At 60.4% G+C, this 26,376-nt stretch carries 20 protein-coding genes and 1 pseudogene; 3 read left to right on the top strand and 18 right to left on the bottom strand.

The features are described from left to right. Positions 1 to 58 precede the first annotated feature (58 nt). Both AD669_RS28945 and AD669_RS28940 read left to right on the top strand, forming a co-directional pair. Positions 59 to 1,120, top strand: a pseudogene (locus tag AD669_RS28945) (methyl-accepting chemotaxis protein); the annotation flags it as partial. Further along, on the top strand, positions 1,103 to 1,975 hold the full coding sequence (locus AD669_RS28940; RefSeq protein WP_371262351.1) for a methyl-accepting chemotaxis protein: 873 nt from the start codon (positions 1,103 to 1,105) through the stop codon (positions 1,973 to 1,975). The pseudogene AD669_RS28945 and the gene AD669_RS28940, both read left to right, overlap by 18 nt. A 121-nt stretch (positions 1,976 to 2,096) precedes the next feature. Here the strand turns inward: AD669_RS28940 and AD669_RS01475 are convergent, their stop codons facing one another. The 18 genes from AD669_RS01475 to hutC all read right to left on the bottom strand — a co-directional run bounded on the left by AD669_RS01475 (position 2,097) and on the right by hutC (position 24,827). Further along, positions 2,097 to 2,831, bottom strand: a complete 735-nt coding sequence (locus AD669_RS01475; protein ID WP_053116626.1) for an amino acid ABC transporter ATP-binding protein — start codon at positions 2,829 to 2,831, stop codon at positions 2,097 to 2,099. Then, a complete protein-coding gene (locus tag AD669_RS01470; RefSeq protein WP_053116625.1) occupies positions 2,824 to 3,783 on the bottom strand; it encodes an amino acid ABC transporter permease in 960 nt (319 codons plus the stop codon). Before AD669_RS01470 ends, AD669_RS01475 begins: the two co-directional genes overlap by 8 nt. Before the next feature lie 129 nt (positions 3,784 to 3,912). Further along, positions 3,913 to 4,710, bottom strand: coding sequence for a transporter substrate-binding domain-containing protein (locus AD669_RS01465; RefSeq protein ID WP_034152980.1), 798 nt, complete (start codon positions 4,708 to 4,710; stop codon positions 3,913 to 3,915). A gap of 379 nt (positions 4,711 to 5,089) precedes the next feature. Next, positions 5,090 to 7,660 carry a glucans biosynthesis glucosyltransferase MdoH gene (gene mdoH, locus AD669_RS01460; protein ID WP_053116624.1) on the bottom strand — a complete coding sequence of 857 codons (2,571 nt, stop codon included), beginning with the start codon at positions 7,658 to 7,660 and terminating at the stop codon, positions 5,090 to 5,092. Continuing rightward, the gene (locus AD669_RS01455; RefSeq protein ID WP_172680063.1) at positions 7,653 to 9,431 is read right to left on the bottom strand and encodes a glucan biosynthesis protein G; all 1,779 of its coding nucleotides are present in this window, start codon (positions 9,429 to 9,431) and stop codon (positions 7,653 to 7,655) included. Before AD669_RS01455 ends, mdoH begins: the two co-directional genes overlap by 8 nt. A gap of 366 nt (positions 9,432 to 9,797) precedes the next feature. Further along, positions 9,798 to 10,235, bottom strand: coding sequence for a D-aminoacyl-tRNA deacylase (dtd, locus tag AD669_RS01450; RefSeq protein ID WP_053116623.1), 438 nt, complete (start codon positions 10,233 to 10,235; stop codon positions 9,798 to 9,800). Continuing rightward, positions 10,232 to 11,203, bottom strand: a complete 972-nt coding sequence (gene pip, locus AD669_RS01445) for a prolyl aminopeptidase (protein WP_053116622.1) — start codon at positions 11,201 to 11,203, stop codon at positions 10,232 to 10,234. Before pip ends, dtd begins: the two co-directional genes overlap by 4 nt. A 251-nt stretch (positions 11,204 to 11,454) precedes the next feature. Beyond that, a complete protein-coding gene (hutG, locus tag AD669_RS01440) occupies positions 11,455 to 12,258 on the bottom strand; it encodes an N-formylglutamate deformylase (protein WP_053116621.1) in 804 nt (267 codons plus the stop codon). Positions 12,259 to 12,268: 10 nt separating this feature from the next. After that, on the bottom strand, positions 12,269 to 13,474 hold the full coding sequence (hutI, locus tag AD669_RS01435; protein WP_053116620.1) for an imidazolonepropionase: 1,206 nt from the start codon (positions 13,472 to 13,474) through the stop codon (positions 12,269 to 12,271). A 135-nt stretch (positions 13,475 to 13,609) separates the two neighbouring features. Next, entirely contained in the window at positions 13,610 to 15,142 is a 1,533-nt protein-coding gene (hutH, locus tag AD669_RS01430; protein WP_053116619.1) for a histidine ammonia-lyase, read from the bottom strand. A gap of 118 nt (positions 15,143 to 15,260) precedes the next feature. Further along, positions 15,261 to 16,784: a histidine ammonia-lyase gene (gene hutH / locus AD669_RS01425; protein ID WP_053116618.1), complete on the bottom strand. Its 1,524-nt coding sequence runs from the start codon at positions 16,782 to 16,784 to the stop codon at positions 15,261 to 15,263. 182 nt (positions 16,785 to 16,966) lie between these two features. Beyond that, positions 16,967 to 17,797, bottom strand: a complete 831-nt coding sequence (locus tag AD669_RS01420) for a glycine betaine/L-proline ABC transporter ATP-binding protein (RefSeq protein ID WP_053116617.1) — start codon at positions 17,795 to 17,797, stop codon at positions 16,967 to 16,969. Further along, entirely contained in the window at positions 17,794 to 18,645 is an 852-nt protein-coding gene (locus AD669_RS01415; RefSeq protein WP_008080600.1) for a proline/glycine betaine ABC transporter permease, read from the bottom strand. The genes AD669_RS01420 and AD669_RS01415 overlap by 4 nt, the downstream gene beginning before the upstream one ends. 83 nt (positions 18,646 to 18,728) lie before the next feature. After that, the gene (locus AD669_RS01410; RefSeq protein WP_053116616.1) at positions 18,729 to 19,697 is read right to left on the bottom strand and encodes an ABC transporter substrate-binding protein; all 969 of its coding nucleotides are present in this window, start codon (positions 19,695 to 19,697) and stop codon (positions 18,729 to 18,731) included. A 70-nt stretch (positions 19,698 to 19,767) separates the two neighbouring features. Then, the gene (locus tag AD669_RS01405) at positions 19,768 to 21,240 is read right to left on the bottom strand and encodes a cytosine permease (RefSeq protein WP_053116615.1); all 1,473 of its coding nucleotides are present in this window, start codon (positions 21,238 to 21,240) and stop codon (positions 19,768 to 19,770) included. A gap of 163 nt (positions 21,241 to 21,403) precedes the next feature. Beyond that, entirely contained in the window at positions 21,404 to 23,074 is a 1,671-nt protein-coding gene (hutU, locus tag AD669_RS01400) for a urocanate hydratase (protein ID WP_172680065.1), read from the bottom strand. A 463-nt stretch (positions 23,075 to 23,537) separates the two neighbouring features. After that, positions 23,538 to 24,107, bottom strand: a complete 570-nt coding sequence (locus AD669_RS01395) for a HutD family protein (RefSeq protein ID WP_053116613.1) — start codon at positions 24,105 to 24,107, stop codon at positions 23,538 to 23,540. A gap of 9 nt (positions 24,108 to 24,116) precedes the next feature. Beyond that, positions 24,117 to 24,827 carry a histidine utilization repressor gene (gene hutC / locus AD669_RS01390; protein ID WP_163013658.1) on the bottom strand — a complete coding sequence of 237 codons (711 nt, stop codon included), beginning with the start codon at positions 24,825 to 24,827 and terminating at the stop codon, positions 24,117 to 24,119. Between the two features lie 146 nt (positions 24,828 to 24,973). Here hutC and AD669_RS01385 point away from each other — a divergent pair, with 146 nt between their 5' ends. Then, positions 24,974 to 26,338: a formimidoylglutamate deiminase gene (locus AD669_RS01385; RefSeq protein WP_053116612.1), complete on the top strand. Its 1,365-nt coding sequence runs from the start codon at positions 24,974 to 24,976 to the stop codon at positions 26,336 to 26,338. Positions 26,339 to 26,376: the final 38 nt, after the last annotated feature.

Below are 26,376 nucleotides of genomic sequence, written 5' to 3'. Positions count from 1 at the left end.
GCCATCACCCGGCCGATACGCTCCCCATAAGTCCAATTTGTGGTCGGGGAGTTGTCGCATGTACCGTTGGTTAGCCGAGAATCTTGGGAATGTCAGCGTCAAACGCAAGCTGGGTATCGGCTTCGGTCTGGTGCTTTTGCTGACGCTGTTGATCACCTTCACCGGCTGGTCCGGCATGAGCGGCATCATCAGCCGGGGCGACAAGCTCGGGTTTATTTCCAGCCTCAATGAGTACAGCAAAGACTTGCGTCTGGCCCGCGTCGACTACGATTCACGCCGTGGCGAACAAGGCCCGGGCGCGGTCAACGACATGCTCGGCAAACTCGACAGCGGCCTGCAAACCGCGCGCACGCTGATCGAACAACCGGCCGACATCGCCATGGTCGACCAGCAACTGGCTGCCGTCGCCGAGTACAAACGTGCTTTCGCCGACATGATCCAGGCGACCACGCACCGCGAAGACGCGCGCAGCAAACTCGGCGCGAATGCCGACAACGCCGTGGCCAAAGTCTCGGAAGTTGAAAAGGGCCTGCTGCAAGGTGAAAGCATCGCGCAATTCAACAGCGTGGTTGATCTGAGCAAGCTGCTGCAACAGGCGCGCTATCAAGTGCGCGGTTACACCTACAGCGGCAAGGCCGATGCCGAGCAACCCGCGCTCGACGCCATCGAAAATGCTTTGAAATCCCTTGAGAGCCTGCCGTCGAAACTGCCGGAACAGTTCACTGCCAACCTGCAGCAAGCCGCCGAGTCGATGAAAGCCTATAGCGCCGCCGTCGGCCAGTTCCGCGACGCGCAAACTGCCAGCGGGAGCGCCGTTGCTCGCATGGCAGCCCAGGGCGATATCCTCCTCGATGCCAGTAAAAAACTGACCATTTCCCAGACCGTGGTGCGTGACACCGACGCCGCACACGCGAAAAACATGCTGATCATCGCCACCCTGCTCGCCGTGGCGTTCGGCCTGCTGGCCGCGTGGGCGATCACCCGCCAGATCATCATCCCGCTGAACCAGACCCTGAAAGTCGCCGAGCGCGTGGCCGCGGGCGACCTGACCCACAATCTGGTCTCGCAGCGCCGCGACGAACTCGGCCAACTGCAACGCTCGATGCAGAGCATGACCCAAGGCCTGCGCGAGCTGATCGGCGGCATCAGCGACGGCGTCACCCAGATCGCCAGCGCTGCTGAAGAACTCTCGGCGGTGACCGAGCAGACCAGCGCCGGGGTCAACAATCAGAAGATCGAGACCGACCAGGTCGCCACCGCCATGAACGAAATGGCCGCCACCGTGCAGGAAGTCGCGCGCAACGCCGAGGAAGCCTCCGAAGCCGCCGTCGCCGCTGACCAACAGGCCCGCGAAGGCGACAAAGTCGTTGGCGAAGCCATTGCGCAGATAGAACGCTTGGCCGTTGAAGTCGGTCACTCCACCGAAGCCATGGGCGAGCTCAAGCGCGAAAGCGACAAGATTGGCAGCGTCCTCGACGTGATCAAATCCGTGGCCCAGCAAACTAACCTGCTGGCCCTTAACGCGGCCATCGAAGCAGCGCGTGCCGGTGAAGCCGGACGTGGTTTTGCCGTGGTTGCCGATGAAGTGCGCAGCCTCGCGCAGCGCACGCAGAAGTCCACCGAAGAGATCGAAGAGCTGATCGTCGGCCTGCAAAACGGCACTCAGCAAGTGGCGACGATCATGGACAACAGCCGCACCCTGACCGACAGCAGCGTCGAGCTGACCCGTCGTGCCGGTGGTTCGCTGGAAAGCATTACGCGCACGGTGTCGGCGATTCAGGCGATGAACCAGCAGATTGCGGCGGCGGCCGAGCAGCAGAGCGCGGTGGCGGAAGAGATCAACCGTAGCGTGCTGAATGTGCGGGACGTGTCGGATCAGACGTCGGCGGCGAGTGAAGAAACCGCAGCGTCCAGCGTTGAGCTGGCGCGGTTGGGGACGCATCTGCAGATGCTGGTCGGGCGCTTCAAGGTCTAGTCCAACGATCATTCCCACGCTCTGCGTGGGAATGCATCCTGTGACGCTCCGCGTCATGCATGAAAGGGACGCGGAGCGTCCCGGGCGGCATTCCCACGCGGAGCGTGGGAATGATCAGTTACTACAAGACCTGACGCAGAAACGCCTGAGCCCTCGGATCCTTCGGCGCATCAAAGAACTCCGCTGGCGCGGCATCTTCCAGCAGTTTGCCGTGATCGAAGAACAACACGCGATCCGCCACTTCCCGAGCAAAACCCATCTCGTGGGTCACGCAGACCATGGTCATGCCTTCCACGGCCAGGTTCTTCATCACATCCAGCACTTCGCCAACCATTTCCGGATCAAGCGCCGAAGTCGGTTCATCGAACAACATCACCTTCGGCTCCATCGCCAGCGCCCGGGCAATTGCCACGCGCTGTTGCTGACCGCCGGACAGGCGTGACGGAAACTCGTTGGCCTTCTGTGCAATTCCGACCTTTTGCAGCAACTCCATCGCCTTCGCCTCGCGCTCTTTCTTGCCGCGCTTGCGCACGACTTTCTGCGCCAGACAGAGGTTTTCCAGCACGGTCATGTGCGGGAACAGGTTGAAATGCTGAAAGACCATGCCGACTTCGCGGCGGTAGGCGTTGACGTCGGTTTTCGGGTCGGCCAGTTGCAGGCCGTCGATGCTCACCGAGCCCGAGTCGAATTCCTCCAGGCCGTTGAGACAACGCAAGAAGGTCGATTTGCCGGAACCTGACGGGCCGATCACCACCAGCACTTCGCCCTTGGCGACCGTGGTGCTGACGTTATCCACCGCGCGCACCACTTGCCCACGGCTGTCGAAGACTTTTACCAGTTCGCGGACTTCAATCACTTTGCGCGAGCCTCCGCTCAAGCCGGCTGGCGATTTTCGACAGCGGCAGGTTGATCAACAGATACAGGCCGGCGACGCAGAACAGAATTTCGAACGGCGAGAACGAGGTGGTGATGACTTCACGGCCGCTTTTCAGCAACTCGGTGATGGCGATCACCGACACCAGCGAGGTGTCCTTGACCAGACTGATGAACTGCCCGGCCAGCGGTGGCAGTACGCGTTTCAGCGCTTGCGGCAGCACCACGTGGCGCATCGACTGACCGGCACTTAGACCGAGCGAGCGCGCCGCTTCGTTCTGGCCACGGGCGATCGATTGCACGCCAGAACGAATGATCTCGGCCACGTAGGCGCCGGTGAACAGCGACAGCGCAGCGATCCCGGCGAATTCGCGGGAGAGGTTCATCACCGTGCCGATGAAGAAGTAGAAAATGAAGATCTGCACCAACAGCGGCGTGCCGCGCACCAGTTCGACGTAGATGGTCGAGAGGTCGCGCAAGGTCGGGTTGTTCGACAGCCGGCACAGGCCGGTGACCAGACCAATGAGCAAACCGAGAATCCCGGACACTACCGATAGCCAAAGCGTCGTCCACAGCCCCCACAACAGTGGCCCTGCCGCCCAATGCCGAGTGACACCCACGACGTCGCCTTCGGCCACATCGTCGCCCTGAGCGAATTGCAGGCTGTTCTCGTCGACAGTCAGGTGCTGCTCGTCACCAGCGTCGTTGCGCAGGGTGACCTGCGCGCTGCTGCCCTTGCGCACGAGTTCGGTGACGGTGGAAATGTCAGCGGCGCGCTGGGTTTCTTCAGCCTGATAGGCGAAGTACTGCGGCACACGGTTCCAGCGCCATTCGTAGGACATCAGCGACGTCGCGTAATACAACGCGCCGGCCAGGCCGACCAGCACCAGCACGGTGAGGACGTGCCAGGGCCATTGGGCTTTTTTCTGTTTCATTGCAGGTTCCGGATTTTGTGTTGCTCTGGAGGGCCCCTTCGCGAGCAAGCTCGCTCCCACATTGGAATGCATTCCTCTGTGGGAGCGAGCTTGCTCGCGAAAGGGGCGACGCGGTCTGGCAGACCGGCGTTATTCCATGTCCTTGAGCCACTCGGTGCTCTTGAACCACTTGTCATGGATGCGATCGTAGGTGCCGTCTTCGTGGATCTGGTGCAGGAAGTTATTGATGAAGTTGAGGCTGTCGTAATCGCCCTTCTTCAGACCAAACGCCAATGGCTCGTAGGTGAACGGCTTGTCGAGGAACACCAGTTTGCCGGCGCCGACCTTGGTCACCGCGACCACGTTGTACGGGGCGTCGTAGATAAAGGCGTCAGCCTTGCCGTTGACCACATCGAGCACGGCTTCTTGCTCGTTGTCGTAGCCGTGGTACTTGGCTTTGGAGATGAGCTTCTTGGCGACCATCTCGCCGGTGGTGCCGAGCTTGGAGGTGATGCGGTAGTCAGCGGTGTTCAGGTCTTTGTAGGACTTGATGGTGCCTTCCAGCTCTTTGCGGATCAGCAGGGTCTGGCCGACCACGATGAACGGTTCGCTGAAGTTCAGGCGCAGGTTGCGTTCCTGGGTCAGGGTCATGCCGCTGCCGATCATGTCGAACTTGTCGGTCATCAGCGCCGGGATGATGCCGTCGTAGCCGGTCGAAACCAGTTCCAGTTTGACGCCCATGGCTTTGGACATGGCTTTGAGAATGTCGACTTCGAAGCCGATGATTTCGCCGCGCTTGTTGGTCATTTCGAACGGCATGTAGGTCGGATCCATACCGACTTTCAACGTGCCGCGCTTGACCGCGTCATCGATTGCGCCAGCCTGCGCCGCATTGACTGCAACCAGTGCCGTGACGCCGACCAGCAGCATCGACAGATACTTCTTCATCTTCAAGTCCCCAAAACCATTGCGTGTGCGGCGCGAAAAACCGACAGAAACGGGCAAAAAAGCCCGGGCGCGCCAATTCGGGGACGGATGCTAACGCACTCGTTTTTTTGCACAAGGTTTAATGGACGATTTGTTTAACAATCAAGATCGCTCCCCCTCACCCCAGCCCTCTCCCGGAGGGAGAGGGAGCCGACCGAGGTGTCTCGAGCTAAACGTCGACCTGAAAAATCGAGTCGATTATGGATTCGGTAAAGCAAGATCAGGTCGGCGTATCTCGAACATCCAACTCGGTCAGTCCCCTCTCCCTCCGGGAGAGGGCTAGGGTGAGGGGCTTTTCAGCAGGCCAAAAAAAACCCCGCAACATCGCGGGGTTTCTTCATCAGGCCGGTTGCGCCTGCAAGCTCACCGGTTGCAACGGCAGCAACGGCGCATGCGGATCGGCTTTCACCGAAGCGCGCCATGCATCCAGCCACTCAGCGTGACCTTCCGCCCAGACCTGCTCATGCAAACGCGCCAAGGCAACAGGATCGCTCAGCAGTTGCAGACGATCATGGTTGTTCAACCCCGCAGGGCCGACCTTGAGCGCGTGACGCACACGTTCCTGACGCAGCCATTCAATCGGTTCGGCCTGACCATGACGGGAAGTCGCCAGCGAGCACGCCAAAGCGTTCTGCTGCGGATCGACCACCGCACGGACGAAGCCGTCGTTGAGCGCGTGGTAACGGTTTTCGTGGGTGTACTGATCAGTCGCCAGCAGCGCCTGTGGCGGATTGTATTCCTCAGGGATGAGGAACAGGCTCTCGTCACGGGACTTCAGGCCCAAACCGACACGGCTGGAAATCACCGACACCGGGATCGACAGCATCAGCGAACCGACGATTGGCACCAGCCACCAGAGGAAGCTCGGGTTCAGCCAGATCACCAGCAGCGCCCAGCAGAAACCCAGCAGGGTTTGCGGGCCGTGGCGTTTGACCGCCTCGCTCCAAGGTGTCGAGTCGTCGTCACGTTGCGGCGAATTCCAGGTCGCGGCCCAGCCGAGGAACGCGGCCAGAACGAAACGCGTGTGGAAAATCATCCGCACCGGCGCCAGCAGCATGGAGAACAACATCTCCAGCAGCATCGACAGGGTCACCTTGAACTTGCCGCCGAACTCTTTCGCGCCCTTGGCCCAGATCAGGATGATGCTCAACAGTTTCGGCAGGAACAGCAGCACGATGGTCGTCGAGAACAGCGCAATCGCCTTGTCCGGGTGCCATTGTGGCCACAGCGGATAGAGCTGACGCGGTTCAAGGAAGTACTGCGGTTCCATCAGTGTGTTCACCGCCAGCAGCGCGGTCGACAACACGAGGAAGAAGAACCACAACGGCGCCGACAGGTACGACATCACGCCCGTCAGGAACACCGCGCGGTGTACCGGGTGCATGCCTTTGACCAGGAACAGACGGAAGTTCATCAGGTTGCCGTGACACCAGCGACGGTCACGCTTGAGTTCGTCGAGCAGGTTAGGCGGCAGTTCTTCGTAGCTGCCCGGCAAGTCGTAGGCAATCCACACGCCCCAACCGGCACGGCGCATCAGCGCGGCTTCAACGAAGTCGTGAGACAGAATCGCACCGGAGAACGCCCCTTTACCTGGCAACGGCGCCAAGGCGCAGTGGTCGATAAACGGCTTCATGCGGATGATCGCGTTGTGACCCCAGTAGTGGGATTCACCCAACTGCCAGAAGTGCAGACCAGCGGTAAACAGCGGGCCGTACACACGGGTCGCGAACTGCTGCATGCGCGCATACAGGGTGTCCATGCCCGACGCACGCGGCGCGGTCTGGATGATCCCGGCATCCGGCGTGGCTTCCATCAAGCGCACTAGACTGGTCAGGCACTCGCCGCTCATGACCGAGTCGGCGTCGAGCACAACCATGTACTTGTAGTCACCGCCCCAACGACGGCAGAAGTCGTCGAGGTTGCCGCTCTTGCGCTTCACCCGACGGCGACGACGACGGTAGAAGATCTTGCCGAAGCCTTTGGCCTCGCGGCAGACGTCCAGCCAGGCCTGTTGCTCGGCAACACAGATATCGGTGTCGTTACTGTCGCTGAGGACGAAGAAGTCGAAGCGATCCAGATCACCGGTAGCCGCGACCGATTCGAACGTAGCACGCAGACCGGCGAATACGCGCGGCACGTCTTCGTTGCAGATCGGCATCACCAACGCGGTACGCGCGTCTTTGGCAATCGGCTCGTTGCCGGCGCTTTTGCCGGAGATACGGTATTTATCGTGACCGGTGAGCAACTCGAGGAAGCCCATCAGCGCCGTCCAGAAACCGGCCGACACCCAGCAGAACAGAATCCCGAAGAGAATCAGGATGCTGGTTTGCAGCGCATACGGCAGCACTTGCGTGGCGGTTTGCAGCAGCGGCTGGTGCAGGACTTCGTCGAGATCGACGAACGACCAGCCCTGGTACGGCATGATGCCTTTCATGTACCAGCCAGCAACGATGGTCTGGCCGAGCATCAGCACCAGCAGAATATAGCGACGGATCGAACCAACTGTGCGCCAGCGCGCCGCCGGCAGAACGTTTTCGTCCTTCGGCGGCTGTGGCGGGTTGGTGCGACCGGTCAGACGGCGCCAGCCACGCACCAGAATATTGGTGCGCCACGGCTCCGGAACCACCTTGGTACGGCGGATCGGCGGGGTGGCCTTGAGGCTGACCCGACCGCTGGCGTCGAGCACCAGCATTTCCGCTTCTTCCAGCTCTTCAGCCGTGCTCAGCGTCAGGCGCTTGCCCACCGAAGCCTGGGCGGCTTCGGCAGGGGCGTCGAACGTCGAGGACGACAGGCGTTCATGCAACTCGCTGAACGACTGGCAGCCCGCGAGTTCCGCGCGCTGCTCGTCGGTCATCGGCAGATGCGCCAGATACTCGGACAGAGTCTCTGGCTGTACTTGAGAGTTACTCATCGGCAGGCAACTGATAGCTCCAGGTCTCGGTGATGACTTCTTCAGTCGGCGCCGATTCCGGTGTGGCTGGGGCCGCGTCCGCAGCTACAGGCTGCTTGGCGTCTTTGTTGGCCTTGTCCTTGGCATCTGCAGCGGGCTTGGCATCGGCCTGTTGAGCCTGTTTGGCCTCGGCTGCCTTGGCTTCCTTGGCTTCTTTCTCTTGTTGCTTGGCGGCAACCTTGTCGGCCTTGGCCACGGACGAGTTGGACGCCGGTACCGACGACTTGGCCAGATCAGCCGTTACCACCGGCTGAACCAGTGCGGCACGCATCTCGGTCGACTTGCCTGCGTCTTTGATTTTCATCCGCAGGGTCAAGCGCCAGCCCTTGGTTTCCGGGTTGTAGCGCACGCTGTTCTCGACCAGTTCGGCGTTGTCGCCGACGCTGACCTGACTGCGAACGTCAGCGTCCGGGGCCAGGGCCGCCAGCGATGGACCTTCGAAATCGACCAGATAGGCAACGCTGCCATCTGGCTGACGGATCAGGTTCGATTGCTTGACGTCACCGGTCGAACGCAGAGTCTGCGAAACCCAGGCGCTGTCCGGCGCGTGAATCGCCGCTTCGTCCATCGTCCAGTGCATGCGGTAAGCGAAGTCCAGCGGCTGGCCCGGCTCCGGCATTTTTTCCGGGCTCCAGAACGCAACGATGTTGTCATTGGTTTCGTCGGCGGTCGGAATCTCTACCAGATCAACGGTGCCTTTGCCCCAGTCACCCTTCGGCTCGATCCAGGCGCTTGGACGCTTGTCGTAGCGATCGTCGAGGTCTTCGTAGTGGCTGAAGTCGCGACCACGCTGCAGCAGACCGAAACCACGCAGGTTTTCGACGCTGAAGTTGCTCACGGCCAGATGTTTCGGGTTGTTCAGCGGACGCCAGATCCACTCGCCGTTGCCGGCATGGATCGACAGACCGCTGGAGTCGTGCAGTTCACGACGATAGTTGAGGACTTTCGACGGCTGGTTGGCGCCGAACAGGAACATGCTGGTCAGCGGTGCGATGCCCAGTTTGCCGACCTTGTCACGCAGGAACATCTGCGCTTTGACGTCGACAATGGTGTCGCTGCCCGGACGCAGGATCAGACGATAGGCACCGGTGGCGCGCGGCGAGTCGAGCAAGGCGAAGATCACCAGATGCTTGTCGCCCGGCTTCGGCTGCTGAATCCAGAACTCGCGGAAACGCGGGAATTCTTCACCCGACGGCAGCGCGGTATCGATCGCCAGACCACGGGCCGACAGACCGTAGGTATGACCCTTGCCAACGACGCGGAAGTAGCTCGCGCCAAGCATGGTCATGATTTCGTCTTGCTTGTCGGCCTTGTTGATCGGGTACAGCACACGGAAACCGGCATAACCCAGTTGTTCAGTGGCCTTAGGATCGAATTTCAGGTCGCCGAAATCGAAGCGGGTCGGATCGTATTTGATCTCTTCGACGGTGTTCGCCGTGATTTCGTTGATTTTGACCGGCGTGTCGAAGTGCATGCCCTGGTGATAGAAGGACAACTTGAACGGGGTCTTCTGATCAGCCCACTCAGCCTTTTCGGTGAGGAAGCGAATTTTTTGATAGTCCGCGAACTTCATGTCGCGGAACTCATTCGGCAGGTTGCTGCGCGGGGCTTCGAACTTCTGCCCGGCCAGCTCTTTTGCCTTGGCCGATACATCGTCAAGATTGAACGCCCAAAGCTGACCGGCGCTGAGCAGGCACAGGAGCGCCGAGCCCGCTACCAGAGCACTTCGCATGCGTTTGGCAGACAATTTTGCTGCATTACAGGGACTAACAATCACGAGCAACCCTCGCCGAAAACAGATCAATAAACCAACGGCCAGATGAAGTGCCTGTAGGGTTTTCGGCAGTGAAAAACCGACCTTCCAGAACACTCTTGCCAAGTTGGCGAGCATTGTTCCGACTCCGCTGGGGCAAAATGATTCCCCAATCGGCTCCGGACAAGTCTCTACCTAAGTCAAAACGGACCAACGAACGCTGATCCCCGTAGCGCGCGATTATCTAGTAGCCCGCATGACAAAGCATCGGGGGTAACCAAGTATTTATCGCGAAAAATGCCTGTTTTCAGTCGAAACGCCCTTAAAAAGATGTTTCAAGCGCTTTCAGGTCTGTAACAGGAAGGTTACCGGGCCATCATTGACCAGGTGCACCTGCATATCCGCGCCGAATCTACCTGATGCCACAGTGCCATGCATCTGTTTCGCTTTGCCTAATAGATAGTCGAACAATTCCTCGCCCAGGGCCGGAGGTGCTGCGCTGGAAAAACCCGGGCGCAACCCGCTCTTGGTGTCGGCTGCGAGGGTGAACTGAGAGACCAGCAGCAACCCGCCGCCAACATCCGCCAGGGACAAGTTCATCTTGCCCTCGGCGTCGCTGAATACCCGATAGTTAAGCAGCTTATGCAGAAGTTTGTCGGCGCTGGTACGCGTGTCGTCGGGTTCGACCGCCACCAGCACCAGCAAACCTTGATCAACCGCGCCTACCACCTCGCCCGCCACTTCGACCCGCGCGTTACTGACGCGCTGCAAAAGGCCCTTCATGCTTCTTCGGGCGGCAGGTCGAGCAGGCGTCGCGCCATGTTGCCGGCCGCGCGCACCAGGGCATCGGTGATGCCCGGTTCGGAGGCGGCGTGGCCGGCGTCGCGGATCACCTGCAATTCGCTGTTCGGCCAGGCTTGATGCAGTTCCCAGGCATTGTCGAGCGGGCAGATCACGTCATAACGACCGTGAATGATCACGCCCGGCAAATGCGCGATCTTGCCCATGTCGCGAATCAACTGGTTCGGTTCAAGGAACGCGTTGTTGGTGAAATAGTGGCATTCGATCCGTGCAATCGACAGCGCGCGCTGCGGCTCGGAGAAGCGGTCGACCACCAGCGGGTTCGGCCGCAGGGTCGCGGTGCGCCCTTCCCACGTCGACCAGGCTTTGGCCGCGTGCATCTGCGCAATCTGGTCGTTGCCGATCAGGCGTTTGTGGAAAGCGCTGAGCAGATCGTCGCGTTCGTCCAGCGGGATCGGCGCGATGTAGTCCTGCCAGTAATCGGGGAACAGACGGCTGGCACCGGCTTGATAGAACCACTCGATTTCCTGCGGACGGCAGAGAAAGATCCCACGCAGGATCAGACCATGAACACGTTCCGGGTGAGTTTGCGCGTAGGCCAGCGCCAGCGTCGAACCCCACGAGCCACCGAACAGCACCCATTTTTCGATGCCCAGGTGTTTGCGGATGCGCTCAAGGTCGGCGACCAGATCCCAGGTGGTGTTGTTTTCCAGGCTGGCGTGCGGCGTGGAGCGACCGCAACCGCGCTGGTCGAAAGTGACAATGCGATACAGATTCGGATCGAAATAGCGACGGCTCTGCGCATCGCAACCGGCGCCGGGGCCACCGTGAATGAACACAACCGGCAAACCCTCGGGTGAACCGCTTTCGTCGACGTACAGCGTGTGGGTGTCATCGACAGCCAGATCGTGCCGGGCGTGAGGTTTGATCTGCGGAAACAAAGTCTGCATTGCGCGCTCCGTAAGGGGTCGAGGTCATCCCTGGGGGGACTTCTATTATTCTGCCGTTGGGCATCATAAACCCGATTTACGTCAATGAGCATGCTCCGGAGCCTGATCGTTGATCGTTCCCACGCTCTGCGTGGGAATGCAGCCCGTGACGCTCCACGTCACTGGACGCGGAGCGTCCCAAGAGGCATTCCCACGCGGAGCGTGGGAACGATCAAAAGATCGCAGCCTTCGGCAGCTCCTACAAGGGTGGATCAGCCGGTGTAGTGAGACTTTGCCCAGGCCAGATAGCCTTGTAGCAGTTCCTTGAGCACGACTTGCGTCGGCTCGGCCAGGTCGGCGCGATAGCGGAACGGTTCGAACTCTTCCATGTAGGTGCTCTGGCACAACTCCAGTTGCACGGCGTGGGTGTTCTCGGCCGGGTTGCCGTAATGCCGGGTGATGTGACCACCCTTGAAGCGGCCGTTGAGCACATGACTGTAGTGGCTGTGGCCGGCGCAGATTGCTTCGAGCTGACTGGCCAGTTGCGGATCACAACTGGCGCCGTTGAAGGTGCCGAGGTTGAAGTCCGGCAGCTTGCCGTCAAACAGGTGCGGGATGATCGAACGGATCGAGTGCGCATCGAACAGCAGCGCGTAACCAAACTCGGCCTTCAATCGCGCCAACTCTTCTTGCAGGGTGCGGTGATACGGCGTCCAGATCTGCTCCAGATACGTCGCGCGTTCTTCCTTCGACGGTTCGTGCCCTTCGCGGAACAACGGAATGCCATCGAACAACGTCGCCGGATACAGCCCGGTGGTCGCCCCGGCGTATAGCGGCTTATCGTCGGACGGTCGATTCAGATCGATGACGAATCGTGAATACTCAGCCGCCAACGTGCTCGCGCCCAGTTCCTCGGCAAAGTCGTACAGCTGCGGAATGTGCCAGTCAGTGTCCGGCAGGCTTTTCGCGTCAGAGATCAACCCGGCTTCCACCGCAGGCGTCAGGCGTACGCCAGCGTGAGGCATGCTGATCAGCAGCGGCACGCGACCTTGTTTGAAGTTCAGAACCTTATCCACAACCGCTCTCCTACAGACTTGATTCGACGCCGTGACGGACGACGCGTTTGTCCAGATCACCACCGAGCCAATAGGCCAGATCCGCCGGACGATCGATGTGCCAGGCAACGAAATCCGCGACCTTGCCGACTTCCAGCGAACCGTGAGTGTCGGCCATGCCCAGTGCTTGCGCAGCATGAATCGTCGCACCGGCCAGGGCCTCTTCCGGGGTCATGCGGAAACAGGTGCAGGCCATGTTCAGCATCAGCCGCAACGACAGCGCCGGCGAAGTGCCGGGGTTGAGGTCGCTGGCAATGGCGATTTTCACCTTGTGCTTGCGCAGGGCGTCCATTGGCGGCAACTGGGTTTCGCGCAGAAAGTAGAACGCGCCCGGCAGCAGCACGGCGACGGTATCGGCTTCGGCCATGGCGATGGCGTCGGCCTCGTCCATGAACTCCAAGTGATCGGCAGACAACGCCTTGTACCGTGCAGCGAGGCTGGAGCCGTGCAGCGAGGACAATTGTTCGGCGTGCAGCTTCACCGGCAGACCGAGTTGTTGCGCGGCGATAAACACGCGCTCGACCTGCTCCGGCGAGAAGGCCAGGTATTCGCAGAACGCATCCACGGCATCGACCAGACCTTCGGCGGCGAGCGCGGGAAGCATTTCGTTGCAGACCAGATCGATGTAATCGTCCGCGCGATCCTTGTACTCCGGCGGCAACGCGTGGGCGGCCAGACAGGTGCTGCGCACGCTGATCGGCAGCTGTTTTTCGAGGCGACGGATGACCCGGAGGATTTTGCGTTCGTTGACCAGATCGAGGCCGTAGCCGGACTTCATTTCGACCGTGGTCACGCCGTCGCGCATCAGGCTTTTCAGGCGTTTGGCGGCGCTGGCGAACAGCTCGTCTTCCGTCGCTTCACGCGTCGCGCGCACGGTGCTGGCGATGCCGCCGCCGGATGCCGCGATCTCGGCGTAGCTGACGCCTTGCAGACGCTTTTCGAATTCGCCGCTGCGGTTGCCGCCGAACACCGTGTGGGTGTGGCAGTCGATCAGGCCGGGGGTGACCCACGCGCCTTGCAGATCATTAACCGCCGGGTATTCGCCGGACGGTAATTGCTTGCGCGGGCCGATCCACTCGATGTGCGCACCGGACGTCACGATGGCCGCATCCTCGATGATCGAGTAGACGCCTTGCGCCATGGTTGCGACGTGGCAGTGTTGCCAGAGGGTTTTCACTGTTGGCCTCCGTTGGGGTTGGTGATCGTTCCCACGCTCTGCGTGGGAATGCCTCAAGGGACGCTCTGCGTCCAGTGACGCGGAGCGTCACGGGCTGCATTCCCACGCGGAGCGTGGGAACGATCAGTGGGTGGATTACAAACTAGGCAAAAGCTTCGCCGGAACCAGCTCGGTCAGGCAGCGCGAAGCCAACAACTCAGTCGCCGCATTGATATCTGGCGCGAAGAACCGGTCTTTCTCATAAAACGGCACTTCCTTACGCAGAATCGCCCGCGCCTGTTCCAGCTTCGCCGAGGTCTTCAGACCGTTACGCAGATCCAGCCCCTGCACCGCCGCCAGCCATTCCACTGCGAGAATCCCGCGGGTGTTTTCGGCCATTTCCCACAGACGCTTGCCCGCCGCAGGCGCCATGGAAACGTGGTCTTCCTGGTTAGCCGAGGTCGGCAGACTGTCCACCGAATGCGGATGCGACAACGCTTTGTTCTCGCTGGCCAGCGCCGCAGCGGTCACCTGCGCAATCATGAATCCGGAGTTCACGCCGCCATTGGCCACCAGGAACGGCGGCAGTTGCGACATGTGTTTGTCCATCATCAGCGAGATGCGGCGTTCGCTCAGCGAGCCGATTTCGGCAATGGCCAACGCCATGTTGTCAGCGGCCATGGCCACCGGTTCGGCGTGGAAGTTACCGCCAGAGATCACGTCACCTTCAGCGGCAAACACCAACGGGTTATCGGAAACCGCGTTGGCTTCGACGGCCAGCACTTCAGCGGCCTGACGGAACTGGGTCAGGCAGGCGCCCATGACTTGCGGCTGGCAGCGCAGCGAGTACGGATCCTGAACCTTCTCGCAATTCTGATGCGAGTCGGAGACTTCACTGCGCTCACCGAGCAGATCACGATAAGCCGCAGCCGCATCGATCTGACCTTTCTGGCCACGCGCCGCATGAATGCGGGCATCGAATGGCGAACGCGAACCCAAAACCGCTTCAACCGTCAGACCGCCCAGCGCCAACGCGCCGGCAAACAAGTCTTCACCTTCAAACAACCCACGCAGCGCGAACGCGGTGGAAACCTGAGTACCGTTGAGCAGTGCCAGACCTTCTTTCGCCGCCAGCGTCAGCGGCGTCAGACCCGCGACTTTCAGCGCTTCAACCGCTTCCATCCACTCGCCTTTGTAGCGCGCCTTGCCCTCGCCCAGCAGCACCAGCGACATGTGCGCCAACGGCGCCAGATCGCCCGACGCACCCACCGAACCTTTCAATGGAATGTGCGGATAAACCTCGGCGTTGATCAACGCGATCAGCGCATCGATCACCACGCGGCGAATGCCGGAGAAACCACGGCTGAGGCTGTTGACCTTGAGCACCATGACCAGACGCACCAACTCATCGCTGATCGGCACGCCAACACCGGCGGCGTGGGACAACACCAGCGAGCGCTGCAGGTTTTCCAGGTCTTCGCTGGCGATGCGCGTCGAGGCCAGCAGGCCGAAACCGGTGTTGATGCCGTAGGCAGTGCGGTTCTCGGCGAGGATCTGCTCGACGCAAGCGACGCTGGCTTCGATCTGCGCCGAGGCGCTGTTGTCGAGCGTCAGCTTGACCGGGTTCTGGTAGACGTCACGCAGTTGGGCCAGGCTCAGTTGGCCGGGAATCAGGTTCAGCGCAGTCATTTAAATGCTCCTTTTGAGAGTTTGTTATTAACTTGCCATTCGCTCCGGAGCATTCCGTTATCCGTCGCTTTCAGCCTTGTGGGCATCCGGCGCCTTGGCACGCTGGCAGGGTAGTTTTTCAATGCAAATTCGATAGAACGTTGTGCAGCAGATTCGGGTTTTTCAACACGCTCGCGGCGGCGGCAATATCCGGCGCCAGCCAGCGATCCTGATCGTAGGCCGGAACCGTTTCGCGCAGCAGTCGCCAGGCGACATCGGTGCCCGCGCCAAATCGTTGTTCCTTGAGGAACTCAAACGCCTGCGCCGCCAGCAGATATTCGATGGCGAGGATCTGCGTGCAGTTTTCCAGCGCGCGATGCAGCTTCAGCGCGGCGTTGGTGCCCATGCTCAGATGGTCTTCCTGCAAACCGGAAGTGATGTAGTTGTCGAGCACCGCCGGTTGCGCCAATTGACGGTTTTCCGCGCATAACGACGCAGCGACGTACTGGACGATCATCATCCCGGAGTTCACCCCCGGATTGGCCACCAGAAATGCCGGCAGGCCACTGACGTGCGGGTTGACCAAACGATCGAGGCGACGCTCGGCGATCGAGCCGATTTCAGCCATGGCAATCGCCAGCAAATCCGCCGCCATCGCCACCGATTGGCCGTGCGGATTGGCTTGCGACATCACCCGGAAATTGTCCGGCGTGCCCAGCAACAGCGGGTTGTCGGTGCAGCCGTTGAGTTCGGCTTCGATCTGCTTGATCGCATGGTCGAGTTGATCACGCGCCGCGCCGTGTACTTGCGGGATAGAACGAATGCTCAGCGCATCCTGCGTACGAATGCCTTTGCTCGACGCAATCACCTCGCTGCCATCGAGTAACGCACGCAGATTGCTGCCGACCTGCTGCATGCCCGGGTGCGGTTTCAGCGCGATGATCTCGGCATCGAAGGCGTCGATCTGACCGCGCTGCGCTTCGAAACTCATCGCACCGATGACGTCGGCCCACTGCACCAGCCGCGTGGCATCGGCAATCGCCAGACAGCTCAGGCCGGTCATACACGGCGTGCCGTTGACCAGACACAAACCGTCCTTCGCGCCGAGCTGCACCGGTTGCAGGCCTTCTTCGGCCAACGCTTGTTGTGCGGAGATAATCTGCCCGCGATAGCTGACGTTGCCGACGCCGAGCAGCGTGATGCCGATGTGCGCCATGTGCGTCAGATAGCCGACTGAACCTTGCGACGGCACTTGCGGGGTGATGCCACGATTGAGCAGCGCCAGCAGCCCTTCGACGACCCGGCGATGCAGGCCGGATTTGCCGTGGCTGTAGTTGTGAATGGCGGCGCAGATGATCGCGCGGGTCTGCTCGTCGGCGAGTACCGGGCCGACGCCGCAGGCATGGCTGAGCAAGGTGTTGCGCGAGAGCTGGCTGAGTTGTTGGTCTTGCAGGGAAACATTAGACAAACCGCCCAGACCGGTGTTGACGCCATAGGCGCGCTCGCCGCTGGCGACGATGCGCTGGACGATCGCCTGGGCATTTTCGATGCGCGCCCAGGTGTCGCTCGACAGCTCGAGTTGAGCGCCGTGACGGGCGACAGCAACCACGTCCTGCCAACGCAGAGGAGCGCCGGTGATAACGATTTTTTCAGCCTGGGACATCTAAAACCTCATACCAATTCTGTTGATGCAGATAACCCTGTGGCGAGGGGATTTATCCCCGATGGGCTGCGCAGCAGCCCCAAAACCTGCAGCCAGGATGTTTCAGGCATACCGCATGCAGTGTTTGGGGCGGCTTCGCCACCCATCGGGGATAAATCCCCTCGCCACAAGGACAATCCATTTCAGACCACCGCCGCACGCCGCTGAACGAACCGGTCAACGTACTCATCCGCCGGCGAATGCAGAATCTCGCGGGGCGTGCCGACCTGAATCAACCGCCCATCCTTGAGAATCGCAATCCGGTTACCAATACGCACCGCCTCATCAAGGTCGTGGGTGATAAAGACGATGGTCTTGTGCAACGTCTTCTGCAGCTCGAGCAACTGATCCTGCATCTCGGCGCGGATCAGCGGATCCAGCGCACTGAACGCTTCGTCCATCAGGATGATGTCGGTGTCTGCCGCCAAAGCCCGAGCCAGACCAACACGCTGGCGCATGCCGCCAGAGAGCTGATGCGGGTATTTGTTTTCGTAGCCTTTGAGGCCCACGGTGTTGATCCAGTGCAGCGCGCGTTCCGCGCACATTTGCTTGCTCTCGCCGCGCACTTTCAAGCCGTAGGCAACGTTGTCGAGTACGGTTTTGTGCGGCAGCAGGCCGAAGCTCTGGAACACCATGCTGATCTTGTGCCGGCGAAATTCGCGCAGGGCTTCCATGTCGTATTGCAGGATGTCCACACCGTCGACAAGGATCGCGCCGCTGGTGGGGTCGATCAGCCGGTTGAAGTGACGAACCAGAGTCGATTTACCGGAACCGGAGAGGCCCATGATCACGAAGATCTCGCCAGTACCGATGCTCAGCGACAGATCGTTAACGCCGACCACGCAACCGGTTTCGCTCAGCACCTGATCCTTGGTCTTGCCCTGGCCGACCATGGCCAGCGCATCCTTGGCGCGGTTGCCGAAAATCTTGAAGACGTTTTTGACTTCGATCTTGCTCACGGTTGCGTTGCTCATTTGCTCACCTCATGCCGTGGCCGACCGTACGCCTGAGTAATGCGGTCGATGACCACTGCGAGAATCACGATCGCCAGACCGGCCTCAAGCCCGCGCCCGACGTTGAGAGTCTGAATCCCCACCAACACATCTTCACCCAGACCACGGGCGCCGATCATCGAGGCGATCACCACCATCGACAGGGCCATCATGGTGGTCTGGTTGATCCCGGCCATGATGCTCGGCAGGGCCAGCGGCAGTTGCACGCCGAACAGTTGCTGCCAGCGGTTGGCGCCGAATGCGTTGATCGCTTCCATCACTTCGCCGTCAACCTGACGAATGCCCAGATCGGTGAGGCGAATCAGCGGTGGCGCGGCATAAATCACGGTGGCAAAAATCGCTGGCACCTTGCCCAGGCCGAACAGCATCAGCACCGGAATCAGGTACACGAAACTTGGCATGGTTTGCATGATGTCGAGCAGCGGCATCAGCACCGAACGCAGGCGATTGCTGCGCGCAGAAAGGATCCCCAGCGGGATGCCGATCAGCACCGAAATGATCGTCGCGACCATCATCAGCGCCAGCGTTTGCATGAGTTTGTCCCACAGGCCGACCGCGCCGACGAGGAACAACAAACCGACGATGACCGCAGTGGTCACCACTTTGCGCGTGGCGTGCCAGGCGATCACACCGACGATCGCCAGCATCAACCACCACGGCGCCGCACGCAGCATGCCTTCGAGGTTGACGATGGCCCACAGCAGCGTGTCGGAGATATGGCGGAACACATCGCCGTAGTTGGTGACCAGCGAATCGACCCAACCGTTGACCCAGTCGGCGATGGAAAAGGTAAAGCTCTCGGGAAACATAAGCGGCTCTCAATCAGAAATCTCAATCAAGCGTTTACGGCATATCTCCCGGCCTGCCTCGCGGTTAGCCGGGAGGTATCGACCTACAGCGCCGCGTCGATTTTCTTGGCTGCGTCGTCACTGACCCACGCATGCCAGACTTCAGGATGTTCCTTGAGGAAGATTTTCGCCAGTTTTGGCGACTCGATGCGTTCCTTCGCCATGCGACCCAGGTTCTGGTTCAGCAGGTCGATCGGCAGGTTGACCTTTTCCAGCACGGCGACCAGTTCCGGGGCTTCGTCGTGGAAGGTCTTGGACAGGCCGACCTTGATGCTCACGGACTTGTCGACGCCCGGTTTTTCTTCGAGTTTGACCAGGTCAACCTGGCCCATCAGCGGGGTTGGCGACCAGTAGTAGAACAGGATCGGCTCGCCACGCTTGTAGCTCGACAGCACCGCCGCATCCAGCGCCGGGCCGGTGCCTGGGCGGAAGTTGGTGTAGCTGTTTTCCAGACCGTAGCTTTTCAGCATTTCGCTGTTGTCGAGTTCACAAGTCCAGCCGGCCGGGCAGTTGTAGAAACGGCCCTTGGACGGCTCTTCCTGATCCTTGAACACGGCGGCGTATTTGCCCAGATCGGCGATGTTTTTCAGATCCGGTGCTTTCGGTTCCAGCTTGCGCTTGGCGTCGCCTTCGATCACGTAGCGCGGCACGTACCAGCCTTCCACAGCGCCCACCACAGGTGCGCCGACACCGACGACCTTGCCGGCCTTCTCGGCCTTGTTCCAGACCTCGCTGCGGCCGACCCACTCTTCGGCGAACACTTGAATGTCGTTGCTGCTCAGGGCGTTTTCCATGGTGATGGAATTGCCCGGCAGGCTGTCGACCTTGCAGTCGTAACCTTTCTCCAGCACCACTTGCAGCACGTCGGTCAGGAGCATGCCGCTTTCCCAGTTCAGGCCGGCAAACTTCACCGGTTTGCCCGACTCGCACCAGCCCGCAGCCTGGGTGGCACCGGCACTGGCCAGCAGGCCCATGGACAGCAATGTGGTCAGCAGGGTCTTGTTCGATTTCATTGTTGTGACGCTCCTAATCATGAATTGGCTTTCGGCAGTCAAGAGGCATCCAGCCCTGTCCACGTCCAAATCAGGCCTGCGCCGCAGCGCGTCCGGCCCCGCTTGTTTTAGGTTGTACAACGCTGTTCTGCTCGACCGGCAGAATCAGTTGATCGGGTACCGCGCTGTGCCATTTTTTCGCGCACACGTAGTAGACGACGGCCGGCAGCACCAGACCGATGATCCAGGAAATATCCACATCACCGAGGGCCGCCACCAGCGGGCCGGTGTAGAACTTGGTGGAGATGAACGGCAGCTGCACCAGCACACCGAACACATAGACGCTGATGCCGAGCAGGTTCCAGCGACCGTAGCGACCGTTCGGATCGGCCAGCGCCGGCACGTCATAACGCTCACGGGTGATGCAGTAGTAATCCACCAGATTGATCGCGCTCCACGGGGTGAAGAACGCGAGCAGGAACAGGATGAAAGACTTGAACGCACCGAGGAACGAGTGCTGGCCGAGCAGCGCGATCAGGGTCGCTGCGCCGACGATCACCAGTACGAACACCAGACGCTGCATCCGCGTAACCGTCAGGTGGCCTTTGAAACCACTGATGATGGTCGCGATGCACATGAAGCTGCCGTAGGAGTTCAGCGTCGAGATGGTCACCTTGCCGAATGCGATGCTGAAGTACAGCAGCGCAGCGGTGGCTCCGGTGCCGCCCAGGCCGACGATGTAGGCAACTTCGTGACCGGCGAACTGGCCGTTGGCCGAAGCCGCCGCGAACACGCCGAGGATCATCGCCACTTGCGCGCCGACCACTGAACCGGCACCGGCGGCGAAGAAGGTTTTCACCGCCGAGGTGTTGCTCGGCAGGTAACGGGAATAGTCAGCCACGTAAGGGCCGAACGCGATCTGCCAGGAGGCCGCGAGCGACACCGCGAGCAGGAAGCTGCTCCAGCTGAAATGACGGATTTGCAGGAGTGCGCCGACGTCGGTCTGGCTCATCAGACGCCAGAACAGGAAGACGAAAGCGATCACGCCAATGACGCTGGCGACACGGCCGATCCAGTGGATCACCCGATAACCGAGCACCGTGACCACCACGATCACGCTGGCGAAAATCAGGATGCCGACGCTGTCGCTGACATTAAACAACTGACCCAGCGCCTGACCGGAAAGCACGGTACCGGTCGCGGTGAAACCCAGGTACATCAGGCACACCAGCACGATGGGAATCGCCGCGCCATACACGCCGAACTGCACGCGGCTGGAGATCATCTGCGGCAGACCGAGTTTCGGCCCTTGCGCGGCATGCAGCGCCATCACGCCACCGCCGAGCAATTGACCGATCAACAGCCCGATCAACGACCAGAACACATCACCGCCCAACACCACGGCCAAGGCCCCGGTGACGATTGCGGTGATTTGCAGGTTGGCACCCATCCACAGAGTGAATTGGCTGAACAGACGACCGTGTCTTTCCGCTTCCGGGATGTAGTCGATCGAACGCCTTTCGATCAACGGTTTGTTGCTTGCACGATCGGTGGTGACAGCCATGATTCAACCTCTGTGGATTGTTTTAATTGTTCACTGAGCTTCGGTAGGGCTGCTTTTCTGTGGGAGCGAGCTTGCTCGCGAATTGGCCAGCACATTCAACATCTGTACTGGCTGACAGATTGCTTTCGCGAGCAAGCTCGCTCCCACATAAAGCCAAAACGTGTTACTTGCCGCCGGTGATCATCGGCAAGTTCAGACCCTGTTCCTTAGCGCAGTCGATGGCGATCTGGTAACCGGCATCGGCGTGGCGCATAACACCAGTGGCCGGGTCGTTGTGCAGGACGCGCGCAATGCGCTCGGCCGCTTCGTCAGTACCATCGCAAACAATCACCATGCCCGAGTGCTGCGAAAAGCCCATGCCGACGCCGCCGCCGTGGTGCAGGGAAACCCAGGTCGCGCCGCTCGCGGTATTCAGCAGAGCGTTGAGCAGTGGCCAGTCGGACACGGCGTCGGAACCGTCCTGCATCGATTCGGTTTCACGGTTAGGGCTAGCCACCGAGCCAGAGTCGAGGTGGTCGCGACCGATCACGATCGGCGCCGACAGCTCACCGCTGCGCACCATCTCGTTGAAGGCCAGACCGAGCTTGGCGCGCAGGCCCAGGCCGACCCAGCAGATACGTGCCGGCAGACCCTGGAAGCTAATGCGCTCGCGGGCCATGTCCAGCCAGTTGTGCAGGTGCGCGTCGTCGGGGATCAGCTCTTTAACCTTGGCATCGGTTTTGTAGATGTCTTGCGGATCGCCGGACAGCGCCGCCCAACGGAACGGGCCGATGCCACGGCAGAACAGCGGACGGATGTAAGCCGGTACGAAACCCGGGAAGTCGAAGGCGTTTTCGACGCCTTCTTCCTGCGCCATCTGACGGATGTTGTTGCCGTAGTCGAAGGTCGGAATGCCTTGTTTCTGGAATTCCAGCATCGCTTTAACGTGCACGGCCATCGACTGCTTGGCGGCTTTGATCACAGCGGCCGGCTCGGTCTTGGCGCGGGCGCGGTATTCGTCCCAGGTCCAGCCGGCAGGCAGGTAACCGTTGAGCGGGTCGTGAGCGCTGGTCTGGTCGGTGACCATGTCCGGGCGCACGCCGCGCTTGACCAGTTCCGGGAGGATTTCTGCGGCGTTACCCAGCAGCGCGATGGAGATCGCTTTGCCTTCTTTGGTGTATTTGTCGATGCGCGCCAGGGCGTCGTCGAGGTCTTTGGCTTGCTCGTCGACGTAACGGCTTTTCAGGCGGAAATCGATGCTCACTTGCTGGCATTCGATGTTCAGCGAGCAAGCGCCGGCCAGGGTTGCCGCCAGCGGTTGTGCGCCGCCCATGCCGCCCAAACCGGCGGTCAACACCCACTTGCCGGTGAGGTTGTCGTTGTAGTGCTGGCGACCGGCTTCAACGAAGGTTTCGTAGGTGCCTTGAACGATGCCCTGGCTGCCGATGTAGATCCAGCTGCCGGCGGTCATCTGGCCATACATGGCCAGGCCTTTGGCGTCGAGTTCGTTGAAGTGCTCCCAGCTCGCCCAGTGCGGGACGAGGTTGGAGTTGGCGATCAGTACGCGCGGGGCGTTGCTGTGGGTCTTGAATACGCCGACCGGCTTGCCGGATTGCACCAGCAGGGTCTCGTCGTCATTCAGGTTGGTCAGGCTCTCGACGATTTTGTCGTAGCACTCCCAGTTACGCGCAGCGCGACCGATACCACCGTAAACCACCAGCTCTTTCGGGTTCTCGGCGACTTCCGGGTCGAGGTTGTTCATCAGCATGCGCAGCGGCGCTTCGGTCAGCCAGCTCTTGGCGGTCAGCTTGTTGCCGCGGGCGGCACGGATTTCGACATCGCGAAACTTAGTCATTTTGTTATCAGTCACGAAAGAGACTCCTCAGCGATCAATTCAAACCAACCCTGGCAGTGGGCAAGCAGCCTGTGCGCTTCGCTGCGCGACAAGCGAATCAGTGGACGCTGCGGAGAGTCTCGAACGACTCATACGCATACGTCTTTACTTGTACATACAAGCATATGCAATCAAGCGGCCAACTTGTTGGAGGGCTGTTCAAGAAAAACCGCGGACACGGCTGGAGGGCGCCTGAATCAAGGGTTCTGGCGTGGATGAAATATTTCGAGGGTATGGATGGAGGGGGTTGGAGATTGTTACGAAAGCGTGATTTTGCGCCACGCTGGGGCGTTCGGTAACAAGTTGGTGCGTGGGTTGGGAACATCCCAAAAGCAAAAGATCGCAGCCTTCGGCAGCTCCTACAGTGGGATTGAGGTACACCCTGTAGGAGCTGCCGAAGGCTGCGATCTTTAAGATTTTTGAATCAGCGCGCCGTCAGCTCAATGACACAGCAAGCGGCATTGGTGGTGACTTCAACCAGTCCGGCGTTACCGTCCAGTTGCAGGCAATCATGGCGACCGAGTTGCGAGGCGGAATGACCAACCTGCACTTCTAGCAACTCACTGACACTGAACACCAGCACCGTCCCCGCCGAGCTGAAAAACCGCTGTTCACCGTCCAGCCACTGCAACCGAGCGCTGTACCGCTGCGGCGCGTAGATCAGGTTGAAGTCGCGAATCGCATCGCCGAGCAGCGTGCAGGAAACCTGGCTTTCACCGCTGAAGGCAAACGGGTCGAGCGGTAACAGCGGCCGCGTATCGTCGCCATCGACGCACAGAACCATGCCGTCACCTTGCAACACGGTGATCACTCGTTGGTAACCGGCGAAGGAGGAAAAACCGCCGGACTCGGCGATGTCGGCAATCGACAGGCGCCAGCCGAAACCGTCCAGCCCGGCACCGGCATCACGGGTTATTTCCTCAGTGCTGCCGCCGCCGTTTTTCCACGGCATGCGCGGGTAGCCTTCAGCGCGTAAAACCTTCACTTCACTCATTTATGCCCTCTATTTATGAAACCGACCTTCCAGACGATGACGAGAACCCGGGTGAATCAATCGCGCCGCCGTCACCGGTTGACGCCCCGACCACGTGCGGCGACGAATCAACAGGCATGGCTCACCCTTTTCAATCTGCAGCAACTTGCACTCGGACGGCTCGGCCAGAATCGCTTCAACCACATGCTCGCCTTCGGTCAGCGGCGCGACCTGATTGAGATAGGCGTAAGGCGTTTGCAGGGTGAAGTCCTGCTTGAGGTATTCCGGCGCGACCAGCGCGTTGACGAAACGGTCTTCGATTTGCACCGGAATGTCGTTTTCGTAATGCACGATCAGCGAGTGAAAGACCTTCTGCCCTTCGCGCATGTCCAGCGCCAATGCGCGTTCGGAACCGGCGGCCTCTTCTTCGAGGGTGATCACCTGGCAGGTGTGGCGATGGCCACGGGAAGCGATTTCGTCGGCAATGTTGTGCACTTCGAACAGCGCGGACTGGCTCTTCGGTTCGGCGACAAACGTGCCGACGCCTTGCATGCGCACCAACAGACCGTCGGCGGTCATCTCGCGCAGGGCGCGGTTGATGGTCATGCGGCTGAAACCGAGTTGATTGACCAGCTCGCTTTCGGACGGCACGCGGTAGTGCGGCGGCCAGTTTCCGCTGTCGATTTGCTGGGTGATCATCTGTTTGACGCGGGCGTACAAGGGCGCCGGACTGTCGCCCATGTTCGCGGCCAACGGGGAGACTGGAGGCGGAGTCGGCACGGTTGATCCCTGTTCATTGGATGAGAGTGGCTAGCTTGCCGGAGTTTACCGGGCAGGCAAACGTCTGTATATGTATATACAAATAACACACGATGGGGTGCTGAACCATGTCCGCCTTCTTTGCCGAGCGCGCGCTGCTGCCTAACGGATGGGCCAACAATGTACGTCTTGAGGTCAGCGCCGAGGGCCTGCTGACCCAAATCCAGGCCGATTCCACCGCAGATGGCGCCGAACGACTGAGCGGGCCGTTGTTGCCGGGGATGCCCAATCTGCACTCCCACGCCTTCCAGCGTGCGATGGCCGGACTGGCCGAAGTGGCCGGCAACCCGAACGACAGTTTCTGGACGTGGCGCGATTTGATGTATCGCCTCGTCGGAAAAATCAGCCCGGATCAGCTCGGTGTGATCGCCCGCCAGCTGTACATCGAAATGCTCAAGGCCGGTTACACCTCTGTCGCCGAATTTCATTACGTGCACCACGACAGCAATGGTCAGCCGTACGCCGATCCGGCTGAACTGGCGTTGCGTATCAGTCAGGCGGCGAGTGAAAGCGGCATCGGTCTGACCTTGCTGCCGGTGCTCTACAGCCACTCCGGTTTTGGCGGCCAGACGCCGAATGATGGTCAGCGTCGCTTTATCAACAGCACCGAAAACTACCTGAATCTGCAGTCGCGTTTGCAGCCAATGTTGGCGCAGCAAAAGGCGCAGTCGCTGGGTCTGTGCTTCCACTCATTGCGCGCGGTCACCCCGCAGCAGATCAGCGAAGTGTTGGCGGCCAGCGACAAGCAATGCCCGATTCACATTCACATCGCCGAACAGCAGAAAGAAGTCGACGACTGCCTGAGCTGGAGCGGTCGGCGTCCGCTGCAATGGCTGTACGAAAATGCCGAAGTTGATCAGCGCTGGTGTCTGGTGCATGCCACTCACGCCAATCCGGAAGAAGTCACGCTGATGGCCAAGAGTCGCGCCATCGCCGGGCTGTGCCTGACCACTGAAGCCAACCTGGGCGACGGAATTTTCCCGGCGGTGGATTTCCTCGCGCAGGGTGGGCGCATGGGCATCGGTTCCGACAGCCATGTCTCGCTGAGTGTGGTGGAAGAATTGCGTTGGCTGGAATACGGCCAGCGTCTGCGTGATCAGCGGCGGAATCGTTTGTATGGCGCGGATCAGCCGATGGTCGGGCGCACGCTGTATGACGCGGCGCTGGATGGCGGTGCGCAGGCGCTGGGGCAGCCGATTGGTGCGCTGGAGGTTGGCAAACGGGCGGACTGGATTGTGCTCGATGGCAATGATCCGTATCTGGCAACGGCGAGCGGTGACGGGATTTTGAATCGCTGGTTGTTTGCCGGAGGAGATCGTCAGGTGCGTGATGTGTTGGTCAATGGCCAGTGGGTTGTGCGTGATGGCCGGCATGCCGGGGAAGAAGCCAGTGCGCGCGCCTTCACCCAAGTCTTGCGCGACCTTCTCGGCTAGAAAAGCAAAAGATCGCAGCCTTCGGCAGCTCCTACAGG

This window comes from Pseudomonas sp. P1.31, from assembly GCF_001269815.1.
In the GTDB taxonomy this organism is placed as follows: Bacteria; Pseudomonadota; Gammaproteobacteria; order Pseudomonadales; family Pseudomonadaceae; genus Aquipseudomonas; species Aquipseudomonas rustica.
Note: the sequence above shows the minus strand (reverse complement) of the source record. Positions and strands in the feature narration are given on the sequence as shown.